The 17,554-nt window shown below is 47.9% G+C and carries 17 protein-coding genes; 14 read left to right on the top strand and 3 right to left on the bottom strand.

All coding sequences use genetic code 11. The annotated features are described in order from the left end of the window. Positions 1 to 2 precede the first annotated feature (2 nt). From mnmG to J4G02_04745, 14 genes are all read left to right on the top strand, one after another. Positions 3 to 1,892: a tRNA uridine-5-carboxymethylaminomethyl(34) synthesis enzyme MnmG gene (gene mnmG, locus J4G02_04810; protein ID MCE2393908.1), complete on the top strand. Its 1,890-nt coding sequence runs from the start codon at positions 3 to 5 to the stop codon at positions 1,890 to 1,892. Positions 1,893 to 1,958: 66 nt separating this feature from the next. Then, positions 1,959 to 2,147 carry a type II toxin-antitoxin system HicB family antitoxin gene (locus J4G02_04805; protein ID MCE2393907.1) on the top strand — a complete coding sequence of 63 codons (189 nt, stop codon included), beginning with the start codon at positions 1,959 to 1,961 and terminating at the stop codon, positions 2,145 to 2,147. Then, a complete protein-coding gene (gene rsmG, locus J4G02_04800; protein MCE2393906.1) occupies positions 2,137 to 2,835 on the top strand; it encodes a 16S rRNA (guanine(527)-N(7))-methyltransferase RsmG in 699 nt (232 codons plus the stop codon). The genes J4G02_04805 and rsmG overlap by 11 nt, the downstream gene beginning before the upstream one ends. Further along, a complete protein-coding gene (locus J4G02_04795) occupies positions 2,836 to 3,174 on the top strand; it encodes an STAS domain-containing protein (protein ID MCE2393905.1) in 339 nt (112 codons plus the stop codon). 12 nt (positions 3,175 to 3,186) lie between these two features. Beyond that, complete coding sequence (locus J4G02_04790) at positions 3,187 to 5,520, top strand: HAMP domain-containing protein (GenBank protein ID MCE2393904.1); 2,334 nt, start codon at positions 3,187 to 3,189, stop codon at positions 5,518 to 5,520. Next, positions 5,520 to 6,701, top strand: a complete 1,182-nt coding sequence (locus J4G02_04785; GenBank protein MCE2393903.1) for a fused response regulator/phosphatase — start codon at positions 5,520 to 5,522, stop codon at positions 6,699 to 6,701. Before J4G02_04790 ends, J4G02_04785 begins: the two co-directional genes overlap by 1 nt. A 4-nt stretch (positions 6,702 to 6,705) precedes the next feature. Beyond that, a complete protein-coding gene (locus J4G02_04780; protein ID MCE2393902.1) occupies positions 6,706 to 7,140 on the top strand; it encodes an ATP-binding protein in 435 nt (144 codons plus the stop codon). 112 nt (positions 7,141 to 7,252) lie between these two features. Continuing rightward, positions 7,253 to 7,609 (top strand): STAS domain-containing protein, encoded by a 357-nt coding sequence (locus tag J4G02_04775; protein MCE2393901.1) that lies wholly within the window; start codon positions 7,253 to 7,255, stop codon positions 7,607 to 7,609. 176 nt (positions 7,610 to 7,785) lie between these two features. Next, the gene (locus tag J4G02_04770) at positions 7,786 to 8,589 is read left to right on the top strand and encodes a hypothetical protein (GenBank protein ID MCE2393900.1); all 804 of its coding nucleotides are present in this window, start codon (positions 7,786 to 7,788) and stop codon (positions 8,587 to 8,589) included. Between the two features lie 202 nt (positions 8,590 to 8,791). Further along, complete coding sequence (locus J4G02_04765; GenBank protein MCE2393899.1) at positions 8,792 to 9,274, top strand: hypothetical protein; 483 nt, start codon at positions 8,792 to 8,794, stop codon at positions 9,272 to 9,274. A gap of 201 nt (positions 9,275 to 9,475) precedes the next feature. Beyond that, positions 9,476 to 10,555, top strand: coding sequence for an NHL repeat-containing protein (locus tag J4G02_04760; protein ID MCE2393898.1), 1,080 nt, complete (start codon positions 9,476 to 9,478; stop codon positions 10,553 to 10,555). Positions 10,556 to 10,647: 92 nt separating this feature from the next. Next, positions 10,648 to 11,625: a phytanoyl-CoA dioxygenase family protein gene (locus tag J4G02_04755; protein MCE2393897.1), complete on the top strand. Its 978-nt coding sequence runs from the start codon at positions 10,648 to 10,650 to the stop codon at positions 11,623 to 11,625. Positions 11,626 to 11,825: 200 nt separating this feature from the next. Beyond that, a complete protein-coding gene (locus J4G02_04750) occupies positions 11,826 to 13,298 on the top strand; it encodes a CotH kinase family protein (GenBank protein ID MCE2393896.1) in 1,473 nt (490 codons plus the stop codon). After that, positions 13,295 to 14,992 carry a PQQ-binding-like beta-propeller repeat protein gene (locus J4G02_04745; protein ID MCE2393895.1) on the top strand — a complete coding sequence of 566 codons (1,698 nt, stop codon included), beginning with the start codon at positions 13,295 to 13,297 and terminating at the stop codon, positions 14,990 to 14,992. Before J4G02_04750 ends, J4G02_04745 begins: the two co-directional genes overlap by 4 nt. Positions 14,993 to 15,003: 11 nt before the next feature. Here the strand turns inward: J4G02_04745 and J4G02_04740 are convergent, their stop codons facing one another. From J4G02_04740 to J4G02_04730, 3 genes are all read right to left on the bottom strand, one after another. Beyond that, positions 15,004 to 15,867 carry a sugar phosphate isomerase/epimerase gene (locus tag J4G02_04740; GenBank protein ID MCE2393894.1) on the bottom strand — a complete coding sequence of 288 codons (864 nt, stop codon included), beginning with the start codon at positions 15,865 to 15,867 and terminating at the stop codon, positions 15,004 to 15,006. Between the two features lie 76 nt (positions 15,868 to 15,943). Next, positions 15,944 to 16,726: a hypothetical protein gene (locus J4G02_04735; GenBank protein MCE2393893.1), complete on the bottom strand. Its 783-nt coding sequence runs from the start codon at positions 16,724 to 16,726 to the stop codon at positions 15,944 to 15,946. Beyond that, positions 16,692 to 17,453: a tetratricopeptide repeat protein gene (locus tag J4G02_04730; protein MCE2393892.1), complete on the bottom strand. Its 762-nt coding sequence runs from the start codon at positions 17,451 to 17,453 to the stop codon at positions 16,692 to 16,694. Before J4G02_04730 ends, J4G02_04735 begins: the two co-directional genes overlap by 35 nt. Between the last annotated feature and the right edge of the window lie 101 nt (positions 17,454 to 17,554).

Below are 17,554 nucleotides of genomic sequence, written 5' to 3'. Positions count from 1 at the left end.
CAGTGAATACCTATCATAAACAATACGATGTTCTTGTTGTTGGCGCGGGCCATGCTGGTTGCGAAGCTGCGCTTGCCGCAGCACGGATGGGCTGCGAGACGTTGATCGTCACAATCAACCTTGACACCATCGCAAAGATGTCCTGCAACCCAGCAATCGGTGGGCTTGCAAAAGGGCATCTCGTCAAGGAGATTGACGCACTCGGCGGCGAGATGGCAAAGAACATTGATAAAACGGGCATCCAATTTCGTCAACTGAACACAAAGAAAGGGCCGGCAGTCCGTTCAAGCCGTGCGCAGGCGGACAAGTATGCGTACCAGTCTGAGATGAAGCGCGTCCTAGAGCGGCAGCCCCGTCTCGATATCAAGCAGCTGCTAGTTGATGAGCTGCTGACCGAAAACGGTGAGTGTATCGGTATATTGGGACACACCCAAACCGCCTACCTCGCCAAGACAGTCATCTTGACAACGGGCACATTTCTTAAGGGCTTAGTGCATCTCGGCGATGTATCCTACAGTGCTGGGCGGGCAGGAGAGTCGTCAGCTGAAAAACTATCGGATAGTTTTCTGAACCTCGGATTTGAAATTGGTCGTCTGAAAACCGGCACGCCGCCTCGCGTCAATGCACATACCGTGAATTTTGATGCGATGGAACTTCAACCCGGCGATGCACAGCCGCGCCCGTTTTCATTCTCAACGGAACAAATCACGCAGTCGCAAATGCCGTGTCACCTAACATACACAAATGAAAAAACGCATCAGATTATTCGTGATAACCTCCATAGGTCCGCCATGTACAGCGGCAGAATAACCGCCATTGGTCCCCGATACTGCCCATCTATTGAGGACAAAGTTGTTCGCTTTGCTGACAAGGATCGGCATCAGGTCTTCGTCGAACCGGAGGGCAGAGATACAGACGAAATCTACCTTAATGGTATTTCCGCAAGTCTGCCGGAGGATGTTCAGGTGGATATGGTGCACAGCATCAAGGGTCTGGAGAACGCTGAGATTATGCGCTTCGCCTATGCTGTGGAGTACGATTTTGCCCCGGCGACACAGCTCTATCCAACCCTCGAAACCAAGCGGGTGGAGAACCTCTACTTTGCAGGGCAACTCAACGGCACCACCGGCTACGAGGAAGCCGCCGCACAAGGATTGATAGCTGGGATAAATGCCGCTTTGAAGGTGCGTAGTAAGGGAGCACTCATTCTTGACCGTTCCCAAGCATACATCGGCGTCCTCATTGATGACCTCGTAACCAAGGATATCCGAGAACCGTATCGGATGTTCACTTCGCGCGCGGAGTATCGGCTAGAGCTGCGTGAGGATAATGCAGATCTACGATTGACGGAGATGGGACGTCAGATCGACTTAGTTGAGACTGACACCTATGAGCGGTTCCAGATAAAGCGGAAACGGGTGGAGGAGGAAAAGAACCGTCTAGAACAGACGCGGTTGAAACCATCACTTGACACACAAACTCGCTTGAAATCGGTTGGAATTAGCGAAATCGGTCAACCAACTTCATTGGCAGAACTGCTCAAACGTCCAGAAATCCATTATGAGCAAATCAAGCAGCTTGAACCGCCGCCCCAACCGTTGCCCGAAGTCGTGGAGGAACAGATCGAAATTCAGATCAAGTATGAGGGATACATTGATCGTCAAACTACGCAGATTCAACAGTTTAAAAAGATGGAGCACTTTCGGATTCCGGATGATTTTGATTATGCCTCCGTGCGCAGCCTAAAAACAGAGGCGTGTGAACAACTCGCAAAGATTCGTCCAATCTCTGTTGGACAAGCGTCGCGTATTCCCGGTGTTTCGCCTGCGGATATTTCGATACTTATGGTCTGGGTCGAGCAGTATAAGCGACAGATGCCTCCACAGGCATGATGCGTAAGACGATCATTGAAGCGCAGCTTTACTCATTTTGCACCCGATAAATGCTAGGAGTTTTTAGTGACCCGCCAATTAACAGCAATCATTGAACGTGAAGGAAATGGATATGTATCATTGTGTCCAGAACTAGATATTGCAAGTCAAGGCGAAACCATCGAACAAGCGCGAGAAAATCTGCGCGAAGCCTTGGAGTTATTTTTTGAGTGTGCTTCTCCGAAAGAGGTGAATACGCGACTTTATGATATCTAGCCAATTTCGATCAGAGCTAGAGCAAGTATTTTTTCAACACGGTTTTCCGTTGGAACCAGCGCAAGTTGATCAGTTTGTCACTTATTGGCGTGAACTGAAACGCTGGAGCTCACGGATGAACTTGACCTCGATTCGGACGGATCGAGAAATCATTATAAAGCATTTCCTTGATTCTCTAAGTGTGTTACAATGTTTTGACATCAAACCCGGAGATTCAGTAGTCGATATTGGGACGGGGGCAGGCTTTCCAGGATTACCGATTAAAATCTATATCCCTGACATTAAGTTAGTGCTAGTTGAACCCTCATCAAAGAAGGCAAGTTTTCTGCGGTTCCTTATCTCTCAACTGAGCCGGAACTGCCAATCAAATGCTTCTAGCTCGTGGGAGAATCCCCGTATCGTCACCCAACGGGCCGAAGAATGTATCACAAACGGTCAGCACATAACTGCTTACGATTGGGTCTTGACCCGTTATGTCGCTTCTATAGAGGACTCAGCGGCTTACTGTCTTCCGCTATTGAAGCCGAATGGAACGTGGGTTGCTTATAAGTCCCCTGATGTGCAGCATGAAATTCAGCAGGCAACCTCCAAATTACAATCACTAGGTAGTAGGGATCAATCTATTGTCAATAGTCATATCCCTAAGCTAAATCGGACTTACGTTGCCATACGACAAGGAGTTTTTTAGATGTTTGAAACATCAATGAGTCATAATAATGTTCCAGTTATCCGAATTGATGGGAAAATCATAGGGGGCGCCGCCAACGCGCTCAAACGTGAAATGGATAAACAGATTGAGCAGAGCAGAGGTGGTTTGGTCTTGGACATGGCGAATGTGCCTCTGTTAGACAGTACTGCACTAGGGATAATTATCGCGACCTTGCAGTTCCTCAAGAAGATGGATGAGAAACTGGTCTTACTCAATCCACAACACGCTGTTATCAACGTCTTGCAGGTTACACGACTTAACACGATTCTTGAAGTTTATTCGGATGAAGAATCGGCAACGAGCGCCCTTGGCTCATAGCAGAGACTTATCATGCGCCTACGTCTTAGAATGGGATTGCGTTGGCAACTCGTTCTCCTCTTTCTACTGGTATCGCTTATCCCCTTGCTTATCGTCGCTCTTTGGACACACCAGGCTGGGATACGTGGGTTGACAAGTACAATTAGAAGAACCCTCGTTGAACAAGCTCAATATAGCCTAGATCAGGCAGACCGTGTGATTAATGAGCAGCTGCATTCGCTTCGACGGTTTTCACTGCGAAACATCAGCCAGAAAGTTGCCTCCACTAATAATGATAACAATCCATCCTCCCTACAGAGTGCATACGAAGCCTTGTTGAACAGTGTTACATATCTTGAAAGGCGCGTCGGCGAAAATGGTCAAATCATTATGACCAACCGGAATCAGCAGGTGATCTTCGCCACTGATAAGCGATTACTCTTCCACAAAATAGATGAGCCGTGGTGGCACAAGGCTTATAATAACGGCCTCGGCTATGAATTGATTGGTGATGTCCAATATGATACCGAAACGCAGCAGCCTTTTTTGCCGATCGCTGTGCCAATTCCGGCCCCCCCTTCCGAGTCGAAAGCGGCCGGCATTTTGAGAGTTGTGATCCCTCTTCCGAAACTCGCAGAGATAGCTGATTCTAAAAAAGAGGGGTTAGAAATCTGCCTCTTTGATAAGCACGGACGGATTATCTGCGCTCCACCGGAAAGCGGACACCACTTCTCGGCGCGTATTGAAATGACTGAAGCTGCAATGAACGCAATTAATGCGGGCACTGAATACCATGGATCTGATATGAAGGGGGAAACCAATGCACGCGGGGAACAAAGAATCTCTGGCTGGGCACGCACAAAATCATGGGGACCAAGGGCTGATGAGCGACAAAACTTTACCAACCGGAGGCGGCTGAGTTTGCAACCTAGGGGACAAAACTTTACCGATTGGAGGGTGCTGGTATCGCTACCCACCTCATTGGCTTTCAAAGGAGTAACAGAATTCACAAAGAGTGTCCTGCGGTTCACGCTGATCTCCTGTTTGGTCGTCATTGCGATTGCCCTCGTTGTTTCCCAACGTATTGTAAGACCGATTCGGCAAGTCACAGGGGCAGCACGCGCGATCGGTCGTGGAGAATTCGATCAGGAAATTCCGGTCACCGGTAGCAACGAAGTCAGCATTCTAGCAGAAGAGTTTAATTCGATGCGGTGGAATCTCAAAAGTGCAGTCGAAAAATTGACGGCGGAAGAAAAGAAGATGACTGCTATCGTCAATAGCATCGCCGAAGGTTTAATCCTTGTAGATTCGAGCAACCGAGTGCTCCATATTAATCCCGCCGCTGAACGTCTACTCAATCTCAATCCAGATAGCATTGATAAGGATATTACCGAGATTATCCAGAACGATGAACTGATTAACATCTTTGAAGAGGACCAACGCCAAATTCTTCAGCATAAACCGACAGATCAAATTCCCTCAAAGAACGAGGGGCTAAACCTTATATCCGAGGTTACGTTGGCTCGTTACGATGAGAAGCTGGTGCTGCGTATTATTGCCAGCCCATTCCTTGACGAAAACGGACTGATCCTTGGGACAGTCTACCTGTTTGACGATATTACCCGTGAAAAAGAGATTGATCAGATGAAATCTGACTTCATCTCGCTTGTCTCGCACGAATTGCGTACACCACTGACCTCAATCATCGGTTTTGTTTCCTTCATATTAGACGGCAAAGCGGGTGCAATCAACGACAGACAGCGAAATAGCCTCGCTCGCGTCCAAAGGCAATCGAAACGACTCGCCGCACTCATCAACGATCTGCTCGATATTTCCCGAATTGAGTCCGGTCGGATACAGATGGATCAGGCACCGATTTCGCTTTTGGAGATTGTGACGCAGCGGCTTGAAGAGATTCGCCCCCAAGCGGATGAAAAATCGATTCGGTTAGTCCTGACCGCCCCTGAATCGGTTCCCGACATTCTCGGAGACGAAGCGCGGATGGGGCAAGTATTTACAAACCTGATTGGCAATGCTATCAAGTTTACACCAAACAATGGCGAAGTAAACGTCAAAGTTGAAGCCGATGGGAATCTTTTGCACGTTGAAGTCATTGATACAGGACCCGGTATCCCCCCGGAGGAACGCCAAAAGATATTCGACAAGTTTTACCAACTGAGTGACATTAGCACACGTCAGCAAGGCGGATCCGGCTTGGGATTATCAATTAGCAAAAGTATCATTGAAGCGCACGGCGGGAAATTGTGGATTGACGATGGGAATCAGGGCAAAGGGAGCAATTTTCAGTTTGTGTTACCGCTCGTTAGAGAAGATGATAATGCAAAACGTAAGGGAGCGTTAAAATAATGGCTGAGACAATCCTCGCTGTGGATGACGATATTGATATTCTTGAGCTAATCCAAATGAGTCTGACCGCTGAAGGGTTCGACGTTATTACGGCAAACGATGGAATGAGCGGGTTAGAAAAAGCCAGAGCTTATTCACCGGATCTCATCCTCCTTGATTTGATGATGCCTGTGATGGATGGGTTTGAGGTCATAGGTAAATTGAGAACAGATGAGCAAACCCGCACCATTCCTGTTATCATGCTCACAGCGCGGGCGCAAACGCACGAGAGAGTTCAGGGATTACATGCAGGGGCAGATGACTACGTCACTAAACCTTTTGATCTTGATGAGTTGACAGCACGAATTGAAGCTGTACTCGGACGGACCCTGCCGACTAAATATATCAACCCACTCATCAGCACGATGGGAGACTGGTTCACTGAAGAAGGTATTGAACAACTCGCTTCACACCTCGAAGCCGCGGCAATGATACAGCAGAATCTGATACCCCAACAAGCACCGGATCTGCCCGGATTTGATATCGCTGGCTTCCTGCGAAGTTCGATGACAGTGTCCGGCGATTTCTACGATTTCATTCTGTTAGACGGTAATCGCTTAGGCATAGCAATCGCCGATGTTCGTGGCAAAGGGATCCCCGCAGCCTTATTAATGGTAATGATTCGGACAACGCTTCGGCTCATCTGCCGTGAAGAAACTTCGCCCGACGCTGTCCTCAAGCGCATCAATGATCTTCTAGCAATTGACACAGATCCGGATCTGTTTGCAACAATGGTCTACGGGATTTTAGATTCAGCAGCGATGACCTTTACCTATTCAAGCGCGGGGCACAATTATCCGTTACATCTGAAAAATGGAGGAACAGAAGTAGCACAACTAGAGGTCGGAGGGATGATATTAGGCACCTTTGATTATGCGACCTTTGAATCAGAAACGATTCACTTTGCCCCGGGTGATAAAATCCTCCTCTATACAGACGGAGTCACCGAAGCGGAACGGAAGTCTGATGAAACTTTTTACGGTGAAGAACGGCTTGCTGCACTCCTTCAATCAAACGGCAACCAACCCGCTGAAACACTTTGCCAGGCCATTGAGACAGCACTTTTGGACTTCACCGGAACAGATCATCGGGACGATGATGTCACCATTGTCGTTATAAGAGCAACAGACGGAAAGGAATAACTGCGTGGGACCGACAACCGAGCAAGTCATTCGTCTTGACCTCCCAAGTTCAATGCAGCATGTTTACCTGTTAGATACAGTCATCCTCGAAATCCTCAAAGAGATGGAATTCGATGAGGAAACGTGCGAGCAAGTGACGCTTGCAGTCATCGAAGCCGGTACAAATGCAATCAAGCATGGGAATCAAGAAGATTTGAATAAAAGTGCTCACTTTGAGTTCATCGTCCAACCTGACAAACTCATGGTTATCGTTCAAGACGAAGGAAAAGGGTTCAACCGGGAGGAAGTTCCGGATCCGTTAGATCCAGCAAATCTCCTAAAAAGTAGTGGTAGAGGAATTTTTCTGATGGAAGCGTGTATGGATTACGTCACTTTCGAACAATCAGGTACAATCGTTAAAATGGTTAAGCATAAACCGGCTGATAAGCAACAAATGTAATTTCAACATAGAAAACAGCAACGAAAATTGTCGTAACTTAGGTTAGTTTCTAGAAAAAAAACAGAGCAGCCCTATGGGTTGGTCATCACTTCAAATTTAAGGAGACTATCAAATGACTGTAGATATTCGTAAAAAAGAAGGTATCACAATTCTGGATATTGAGGGAAGAATTATAGGGTCTGATAGTTTAGCCCTCAAGAATATCATTGATGAACAGGTTGATGACGCTGAAGAGGGAGACGCTAGAATCTTGCTGAATCTTGCGGATGTACGTATGGTGGATAGCTCCGGTCTTGGCATCATCGTCGCCTCCTATACAGCCGTTCAAAGAAAAGGTGGACGCATTGCACTATTGCATCCCGGCGGAAACATTAGGAGCTTGATTGTCATGGCAAAGTTAGTCACCATCTTCGATCGATATGAGGACGAAGACGAGGCTATCGCCAGCTTCTACAAGTCGAATAACTAACCTCCTTTGTGGAATAATACCGTTGACCGTGGATTGACAAATCTCGGTATATCTTTTAATCTGGGGATTCACCGTTCCCTTCGCAACGAACGGTGCGTGTGCTCGTTCATCAAGTTTACAGATAAGTAACCCTTGTTGTGACTGACAACATTTCATAGAATAGGAATGCGATCACTGTGGCACTATACAAAGATAGGCATCGTGAGCTGTGGAATAAGTGTACAAACTGTGGAGAGCTTGTATTTAAGCAAGCACTAGAACGTAATTCCTATACTTGTCCCAATTGTGATTACTATTCTCCGATGCCCGCTGACGGTCGCCTTCGCTATTTATTTGATTCAGAGGCAATATTCAATCTCCACCCGGCTTCAATCGATAAGCAGCTATTAGATTCCATTGGGATGGCAGATCTCGTCGATCAAAATAGATTTCCAGATGAATCCCAATGGCTGGCTTCCGCGGGCGAGGGCACAATCTCAAACTGTCCGACTGTTCTTGCTGTTGTTGCACCCTACGCTGTTCCACAGCGCGTCCACTTTGTAACGTTACTAGTTGCAATTCGTACTGCATTAGAAAAAAAGCTGCCATTTATCACTGTTTACCCAAGCGATGCGCTTGCTAAGAAGAGATCCGATCCACCGGAACAGCCGGAATTGTCGCCCACTGAAATTACATACCTGACTATTGAAATGGACAATTTGTCCCAAGCCCGTTTGCCTCAGATTACAATTCTCACCGATCAGGATCGTCAGACAGGATTCTTAACACAATTCCCATTGGGGGATGTCGTACTTGCAGAACAGAACCGTATGTCTGGAAGTTCAGCCGGCAGACGAACCCACTCATCGCGTGGAGAGTCCTCCGAAACTATGTCCTCATTATCTAGCTATACACCAGCCGATGTGAGCATAGATTACTACGTTCAGCGTCAGGATCTACCGGCAAGACTTGGTAAATTACTCGCTTTTTTTGCTAAATGAACTTATTACGTTTGCCTCATTATATTTCACACATTGCGCTTGAAAAAAAAGGAAAATGAAAAAACAGATACCACTGAACCTACAATTGCTCCTTATGCTATTCCTTGCAAATTTGGGATGTTCAACGCTTCAAAATACGTTCGAAACCGCGTTTCAGACCGAGCGTATTGTACCCGTTTTTGATCCGGAGGCGACCATCCTCATGAGATCAGGATCCGCTGTGTACGTCAAAAACGGTATCACAGCAATAGCTGTTCCTCTGAACAATGTCAAAGAGGTCGACGCTTTTGGTATTATAGTTTTCAACAGCACAGATCATTGGATCTCGTTGCGGCAGGAGGATTGTTCGATGCTCGATCAATCGGGCAAAGTCCACAAGCCCATCCATAGATCTCAGCATACATTTTATCTCGGAAACAATTTCACGCCGAAAATGCCGCCTGAATTCCGAGAAGATTTTCGGGACAACCGCGTACTCCGTTCCATGGGAGACCTCGTGGCATTGCCGACCGAAGATATAAAGAAAACGACCATTATGCCAAGACGTCGGGTGCGGTTCTTCCTGTATTTCCATAAGCGTAGCGTTGAATCCTCAAATTTTCGGATCATTGTTCCCAAAGTCCACAGCGAATTTACCGACACAGAAACCACGTTCGTGTTTAAGTTTGAGGTCCAAAGAAGCTAAGAGCGCGTGCCAAAAGCGGTAAGACGCTAACCTTCGGAAGAAGATCCTCACCTTTTGAGCATTCAGCTATTGGTTTGCCGTCTATCTCAAACATCAAGAGAGCCTTCCAACGGTTTCCTCCGATTTCTCATATACGCTCTAATTGACATACTCCCCGCCCTAAAGGACGGGGAGTATTGTGCCCTTCAGGAGCGTGAACTGATGTTTACGATAATAAACGAACAAATGAGCAAATGGACTTTCCTGTCTCTTCTGATGTTCCTTCCTCTCTGTTTGAGTTGTGCTGCCCCCACACCGCCGGCGGATGGGGGGACCAAAGCAAATCTGAATCTGACCAAGCCAATAACGCCACCCCAAATTGTCTCCTCCATCCAGGATTTGCCCGTACCGCCCATACTCGGTGTGAATCACCTCCGCACAATAGGCGGCTCCGGTCAGGGCGCGGGACAATTCTTGCAACCAGTCGGACTCGATCTTGACCATCGGGGAATGCTCTATGTAGCCGATTCAGGAAACAACCGCGTCCAAGTTGTCGATAGCGAAGGCAACTTCGTATCGGAATATGGTGTGCGTGGCTGGCGAACAGGAGAATTTGATAACCCGACAGATGTTGCTATCAATTTCCAGCGCACCGAACTCCTCTATGTCGCTGATACAGATAACCACCGAATCCAATACTGTAACCTAGTAGACAGAATCTTTTACATCATGGCAGGCAGTAGATTGGGACGTGACGATGAGGATCATGATATGGACGCTGAAATTGAGTTTGATCTGCCCGGCGGGGTTAGTGTCGGGCGGAACGGGGAGGTTTGTGTCGTTGATACGGGAAACCACCGGTTTGTCCTATTTAATCCGGATGGCATTCGCATGTTGATGCGGGGAAGTTTTGGTGGTGCAAGGCAACAGTTTCGTGACCCAACAGACCTTGTCGCAGACCCACACGGGAATATCTACATCGTCGATTCGGGAAATCATCGGATCAAGAAATACGACTTTAGCGGTAACCTCGTCCATACGTGGGGCACTGAGGGAGAAACTCCAGGGCAATTTCGGGAACCCCGTCATATCGACATTGACCGTTGGGGGTATCTCTATGTGACAGACCGGGGAAATCAACGGATTCAAGTCTTCACAAAGGAAGGGGCCACTGTGATGACATTTGGCGATGAATCGCTTGTTGAACCGGTCGGCATCGCGATTTTCAAGAATGACCTCGTCTTCGTAAGCGATGTCGCCGCGAATGATATTAAGATTTTTCAGATTGTCTACCGTCAATGATATCAGATGTAAGGTAGCGAAGATGTGTTGCTGCACAAAGCTGTAAGAGACTGGTGATCCCCACACAAAGTACAAAATACGAGGAGGACACTATGCAATTAACCGATGAGCAACTAGCAACTTGGAAACGGGATGGCAGTATAGTTGTGCCCAACGTCTTTCCCCCGGAGAGTTTTGCTCCAGCATTAGAGGCGGTCGAGCGCAATGCCTATGGGGGACTAACTTATGCCGAATACCGGGCAAAATGGGAAGAAAATCCAACAGAGATTCAAAAACTTTATGAACAAACATCACCTATGCAACAATTGGCGGGGCCAATGGGGGGCGCCGTTCATTTTCCCACCGGCTTGCCGGCGGTCGATAAGCTGCTAGAAAATGACGACTATATTGACTGTGCATGTCAGTTGTTGGGAACTGACGCGATACGGCTTGGCTATGGGCAAATATTCTTCCGAGAGGGGTTGACCGATACCCGATACAGTGAGAACCCTTGGGAAGGTTATCATATCGACAACGGCACCAATTCACAACTGCCACCACATCCCGATTGGGAACGGTATAACTATCTGCTTTCTGGCATTATCCTGCACGATATTGATGAAGATGGTGCACCTATGCTGGTCTGTCGTGGGTCACACAAACAGCTGGCGTCGATATACGATCGTCACGGGGGACGCGCGGGTGGAATGGGATTGTCAGACCTCCGGAAGTGTGACGAATTGGCTGAACCAACCCCTGTTACCGCCAAAGCCGGCAGCGTCGCCTTCCGTTCAAGCTATCTTATTCATGCCGCCCAACCGTTTGCCAACAAACAGCGGCAGCGCGGGTGGATGGGCTTCCACTTTCACCGTGCGGACAACGCCGATTGGTGTCATACCACGCGCCCTGTCCCCGGTTGGACCACATCTGAATTTGTAAGTTTCGTAGCCGATACCACACCCCGCGCTCGTCACCTACTCGGTTGGCCCAATCCGGGCGATTCCTATTACACCGAAGAAGCGCTCCAACGCCTCGCTAACGCCTACCCCGGCATTGATCTGAATCCGTATCGAAACGCTATGACGGTGTGACAAGATGGTGGCTGGTAAGCTTACACAGGCAGATTAGTGCACGCTGCTATTATGAATATCCCGGAAGTATTTGTTGAGAGTTGATGCCGAAATAAAGAGCGCCCCCGCTATTTAATCAGGATTGGTTAATTCTACTTCTGCCATGCCGGTAGTATTATCTACTATGATATGCCATCGATTGAGCAAGAGAAATAATAAAGATGGGAAATTATCGTGTTATATCGAGTCTTTTCATTATAGTTTTGGTTGCACTGTTGACCTCGCCCTATGCGACTCATGCACAAGATAAAGCCACAGAGACTGACCTAGAAGCATTGGACATCAAGTTGAAAGAGACTATTGCCAGCGGTGAAATGACCGAAGAAGAAGCGCTTGCTGAGTACGAAAAAGCCGCTGGAAAGATGAAAGGCGCAAAAGCCGGGAAGGACAAAGGCAAAGACGAAAAAAACTGGAAAGCACCAGCAATAAACGGTCTACCCTGTTCACCAGACGTATCAGATGGCGTAGATCCAACCGAGGGCGTCTCGTTCGATCCCAACCATATCGTGTGCATTAAAGTGACAATGGATCCACACGATTTCGATCGGTTAGCTAGCGAAACCCGCTTTGACGGTGCTGGAAACGACTTCGAGCAAATATGGCCAGATTGTTCGCAACCCTGGCCCTCAACGTATAACTGGTATCGGGCAGACATCGAGATCGACGGTGTGAGCCTATCAGAGGTTGGAATTCGTAAGAAGGGTTTTGTTGGTTCCCAGTACTCGCCGGTGCCAGCTTTGAAAATCAAGACTGACAAATACGTGAAAGATCAATTCCTTGGCGACACCGAGCGAATCACGCTCAATAACAATGGTGGAGTTATACCCCGCATGGCGGCCTGTTTGACCTACGAAGTCTTCGCTGCGGCTGGCTACCCTGCGCCCCGGTGCAACATGGCAAATGTGATGGTCAACGATCAGCCAAAAGGGCCCTACGTGCACATTGAAGCCATCAAGAAGCGTTTCCTCCGTCGTAGTTTCGGTGACAACACCGGCTCCCTCTATGAGGGTACGCACACCGACTTTGTCGAAGCATGGCTGCCGCGCTGGGAATGCAAGACCGACGATACTGACACCAGTTATGCGCCGCTAGCAGGTGTTGCCCAAGCCCTACGGAAGCCCGACGACGAGCTTGTCGATGCGCTGTCCTCCGTGCTGAACATCGATCGTTATATTACTTTTTGGGCGCTTGAGGCACTTGTGAACCACCTTGATGGCTACGGTGCCGACCGCAATAATTTCTACGTCTATTTTGATCCGAATGATGCTGACCGCGCCGTTTTCATACCCTGGGGAGCTGACAAGACGTTTCTTAGTGATTTTGGTCTAGATCGATATCTGACAGCCGATCTACCACGGCGTCTCTCACGCATACCAACCATTGCCATTCGCATGGAACATGAACTCAAAAGATTGCTCGACGAGGTGTGGGACGAGGCCGCCCTCCTAGAGAGCATTGATCGCTATAGCGCACAAGTAAAGAGTGCGCAGCAGGATGATGACTATGATATCAAAGTCGAAGCCCTACGCACTTGGGTAAGAAGTCATCCCGATCAGGTCCGAGAGATGCTCCATGTTGGACTTCCTGTAGGCATGGAAAAATCACTCCCTTGTACGAATGAACGTGTGAAATGAAAAATCGTCTCAACCATCATAATAGCAAAGAAGAAATCAATAAAATCATAAAACACATATCATTGACAATCCTAGCACTCGCTTTCATTGCGGCACTGATTCCATCTTATACAACACTCGCCGAAAACGAGGTGGAAGAGGTGTATTGGAATCAGTTTCGTGGTCCAAACGGAGACGGTAAAAGTGCTGCAACGGATCTTCCACTTGAGTTTAGCGAAACACGGAATATACGTTGGAGAATCCCAATTCACGACAAGGGATGGTCGTCGCCAGTCGTTTGGGGTGACCAGATTTGGTTGACAACAGGGCGTGAAGACGGAGCAGAACTGTTTGCTATTTGTGTGGACAAAAATAGTGGTAAAATCATGCACGACATCAAGGTATTCGATGTAGCGCAGCCACAGTTGAAATATAATGACCTGAACAGCCACGCCACGCCCACCCCTATTGTAGAAAAGGATCGTGTCTATGTTCACTTTGGAACCTATGGCACTGCCTGTCTAGACACGAACAGTGGCGAGAAACTCTGGGAGCGTCGAGATCTCAATACTGATCACCGAGTACGTCCCGCGTCCTCACCCATTATTGATGGCGATTCGCTCTTTCTGACTTTTGACGGGGTTGATACTCAGTATGTTGCAGCGCTCAACAAGCACACCGGCGACACCCTCTGGATACGGAATCGGGAGGTAGATTTAGATATGGCTACCATGCTTAAGGCGGAAGGCTTCTCCGACGCGGATATTGAGACGACCCAAAAGGAAAAACCGAACGACAACAAAAAATCTTACGCAACGTCGACAATCATCGAGTATCAAGGGAAACAGCAGCTCATTAGCCCAGCCGCGGGCGCTACAATTTCCTATGACCCGATGACCGGCGATGAACTTTGGCGCGTTCGTCATCGGGGTATGGGCTTTAACGTGGCGTGTCGCCCAATCTTTGAACACAACCTTGTTTATTTCACAACCGGCGTAGCAAGGCAATTGCTAGCAATCCGCCCCTCAGGAACAGGTGATGTAACGGATACACACGTTGCCTGGAGCGTTCGCAGGAGGACACCTGAAATACCATCACCCCTGATTGTGGACGATCTGATGTTCATGGTCACTGAAGGTGGTGTTGTATCTTGTCTAGAAGCGAAGAGTGGGGATGAGGTTTGGAAAGGGCGGCTCGATGGTGATTACTGGGCTTCGCCTCTGTATGCAGACGGAAAGATTTACTTCTTTAGCCGAGAAGGAAATGTATCGGTGATCTCAGCGGGACGAGAATTTGAGATACTTGCCGAAAACGAGTTTGACGAGGGCTTTATCGCATCTCCAGCAACCGCTGGCAATACCATAATCGTCCGTTCTCTGACACATCTATATTGCTTTGCTCAGGGTTACGAAATGGATCCACAACCGGAGACTATAAACAAATCACAGGTATCAAAGCAGAAGAAAAGTGAGCCCAAACAGGCATCGGAATTTCCACTCAATATTACAGGATACTATATGGGTGAAACCACCGACAACGGTGAGTTTGAGGCAGTATTCCTCATTGAATTTCCAGACCTCGACAAAGAGGATTGGCCCACGGTCACCTTTACCGGCGAGCAATTCCGCCCCGCCTTTGCGAACTTGACGCAGTACCAACGTGTCACACTCAATCTAGCGGAAGGCGTAAAGGTAGAGAAAGGTCATGATAAATAGGGTTGGCTATATCAGTGGATATCAATTTCATTTTCTGCAGCGATTCGCCGAACATTCGCATTAGCAAGGGGAATTTTCTCTATCGGCAGATGTTCAATCAGACCGTACCCATCCGGATATAACCCATCAAATCTTCTGAGTGCCTGCGCAAGATCTAACTCGCCCTCGCCGGGCATTTCCTCATTAATATGGAGAACTAAGCCATTTTCAACCTTGATATCTTTAACATGTGCCACAGGAGCGATTGGTCCCATCACATCAAAGATATGGTTCAACCGATCGGTGCTATTATAAACCTGCTGAAGCGTCTGAAAATGGTTGACAAAATCCATAACGATGCGCAGGCTATCCAAGCCAATAGTATCAACAACCGCCTTGCACGTTTCCGGCGAGTCCATTATCGAAACAGCATGCGTCTCGACAATAATGGTTACTCCCTCTGCATCTGCCTTCTGAGCGATTGGTGTTAGTGTCTCAATCAGACGATCCATACTTTCAGGCAGGTGATTATTCCGGTGCGATGTCCACGCCCCGTCGGGATTCAGGCTGCCGGGACGGATGAGGCAGCTATGTGCGTTGATTTGCCGCGCAATTTCTACGCCCCGATTAATCCTTCTGATGACTGACTCCCTAACCGTTGGATTCGGATCAAAGAGGCACTCGCTGTAAGTGAGAGCGAATTGAACCAGATCCAACCTTTCCCCCGCCATGAATTGATTGTACTTTTCACAGTCCTCCGTTGTTACATCGAAGACATCGTCGCTACTAAAATGGAATCCGAATCCCGTGAATTCCAGCCTCCGAATCGCTTCCATCTGTTCCTTTGTAAACGTGCGAAAATTCCCCGGCAACATGCCGACAATTCCGAGTCTCATCTAAACCTCCATTATATGGTTGATCGTTGATCTTCTCAGCACCCGTAACACACAGTTCGCGATTGGTTTTGACATTTTACAGCGGGGTAGCAAGCTCCTGCGCCAATATCTGAAGGTCATAACCTTCCTTGCGAACGCGAAGATCGTAGTAAAGCATTGTCGTTGATATAATCCTAAACGTATTGATAGGTAGTGAAAGACAAATTGAAAGGAAAGAGAGAAGGGAGGGAAAACCGGGGAAGCTGCCAATGAGAAGCGGAAGGGAGAGTACAAGGATGACCACAAATGCTTCCACGAGTGTTAGCCACACAACAAGAAAGAATGCTTTATCAAAAAAACCTTTGACGAGTACGCGACTGCGCTTGAGTGCCCCGAATCCACCTTCTCTCTCAATTATAACAACCGGCGCAGCCAAGCAGAACCAAATGTAAACGACGATTCCCGGTATGAAAACCATCAGACCGATGCCCGCAGCAATCGTGGAAAGAGCAAGCGACCCGAGCATAAAAATAATGAGCACCCCAAGCAGCGGAAAGAGCGAACCCAAGACCCGTGAGTACGCTTCCCCGACGTTTATCGATCTGCCCAGCAAATCCTGCGAAACCACAAATGTTCCAGCCGCCGTCACAACCAAAGATTGGAAGACGGTGATTGCCGTGTATGGCAACGCTGCCGCCAACACTTGCGGTCCCCCAATCTCAGCATATCCGTAGATCCAAATAGCTTGAAAAGCTAGTCCGCCAATCAGAGTGCCGGGTGCAGCAATTCCAACTAACTTCAGAAAATTCACTCGATAGTGGCGTAGCGCGCCGAGGAAAATCTGCCTAACGCCCATCGATTGGAACTGATATGTATCCACGGTTATCCGACCTCAACTCATTGAGATACGCCTCAAGATCTTTATCACGCGGATCCAATTGATACGCTTTTTCCAGATAATCGACTGCGGTATCATGTTGACCGATCTTCATGTACAGGGCACCGAGGTTATAGTAAGGGCGAGGATAAGTCGGTTTAATGTCAATCGCTCGAAGGTAGTGGTCCCGCGCTTTCATGAATAATTCCTTAGTTTTGCCGATGACTATATTCATCGTTACATCTTCGTTGAATTGTTGGGTATAGATATAGGCATCAGCCGTTTGGGCTCTTTCATCAATGGCTGCAGTGACGTCTGGTTTATCCGAGTTCATTACAATATAACCGGAACCGACCTCCATTATCGCCGTCTCCAATTCATGGACAGCTTCAACCGGTGTTTGATTTGTCAAGTCAGTTGTCCAAGAGGGCCAGTTCGGTCCAGCGTAATCAAGCCCATATTCGTAGCAGGTTGCTCCAAGATCATTATGGACTTCGGCGTTGTCTGGGCGCATCTTTAGCGCCTCTGCGTAAATCTGGATAGCTGCGGTGTGTCTTTTTGCGTTATGAGCGACCGCAGCCTGTTCACGCAAGCTCTTAAATTCCTGTCCCTCCAAATTGATGGCTTCCCGTGTTGCCATCTGATCGCCGGTCTGCATATAGAAGATGAGTGGAACAACTACAATAAGAGACAAACAAAGGAATATAATTGTTGGTAATTGTAAACGCATGTTTCCTCACCTCTTGTCTTTAGAATATAGCAACGATACATCCCAATCAGTTATACTGTTCATGAGAATTGCCAGCATTGTAATTATAAACACCGTGCAAC

Source organism: Candidatus Poribacteria bacterium (assembly GCA_021295755.1).
In the GTDB taxonomy this organism is placed as follows: domain Bacteria; phylum Poribacteria; class WGA-4E; order WGA-4E; family PCPOR2b; genus PCPOR2b.
The sequence above is the reverse complement of the archived record's forward strand: the minus strand, read 5'-3'. Positions and strand labels throughout refer to the sequence as shown.

What these genes read in the sequence shown, in the direction of transcription:
- rsmG (MCE2393906.1), top strand. Translation starts at nt 2,137, where the DNA reads ATGATATCTAGCCAATTTCGATCAGAGCTAGAGCAAGTATTTTTTCAA.
- J4G02_04795 (MCE2393905.1), top strand. Translation starts at nt 2,836, where the DNA reads ATGTTTGAAACATCAATGAGTCATAATAATGTTCCAGTTATCCGAATT.
- J4G02_04790 (MCE2393904.1), top strand. Translation starts at nt 3,187, where the DNA reads ATGCGCCTACGTCTTAGAATGGGATTGCGTTGGCAACTCGTTCTCCTC.
- J4G02_04785 (MCE2393903.1), top strand. Translation starts at nt 5,520, where the DNA reads ATGGCTGAGACAATCCTCGCTGTGGATGACGATATTGATATTCTTGAG.
- J4G02_04775 (MCE2393901.1), top strand. Translation starts at nt 7,253, where the DNA reads ATGACTGTAGATATTCGTAAAAAAGAAGGTATCACAATTCTGGATATT.
- J4G02_04765 (MCE2393899.1), top strand. Translation starts at nt 8,792, where the DNA reads ATGAGATCAGGATCCGCTGTGTACGTCAAAAACGGTATCACAGCAATA.
- J4G02_04760 (MCE2393898.1), top strand. Translation starts at nt 9,476, where the DNA reads ATGTTTACGATAATAAACGAACAAATGAGCAAATGGACTTTCCTGTCT.
- J4G02_04755 (MCE2393897.1), top strand. Translation starts at nt 10,648, where the DNA reads ATGCAATTAACCGATGAGCAACTAGCAACTTGGAAACGGGATGGCAGT.
- J4G02_04750 (MCE2393896.1), top strand. Translation starts at nt 11,826, where the DNA reads ATGGGAAATTATCGTGTTATATCGAGTCTTTTCATTATAGTTTTGGTT.
- J4G02_04745 (MCE2393895.1), top strand. Translation starts at nt 13,295, where the DNA reads ATGAAAAATCGTCTCAACCATCATAATAGCAAAGAAGAAATCAATAAA.
- J4G02_04740 (MCE2393894.1), bottom strand. Translation starts at nt 15,867, where the DNA reads ATGAGACTCGGAATTGTCGGCATGTTGCCGGGGAATTTTCGCACGTTT.
- J4G02_04730 (MCE2393892.1), bottom strand. Translation starts at nt 17,453, where the DNA reads ATGCGTTTACAATTACCAACAATTATATTCCTTTGTTTGTCTCTTATT.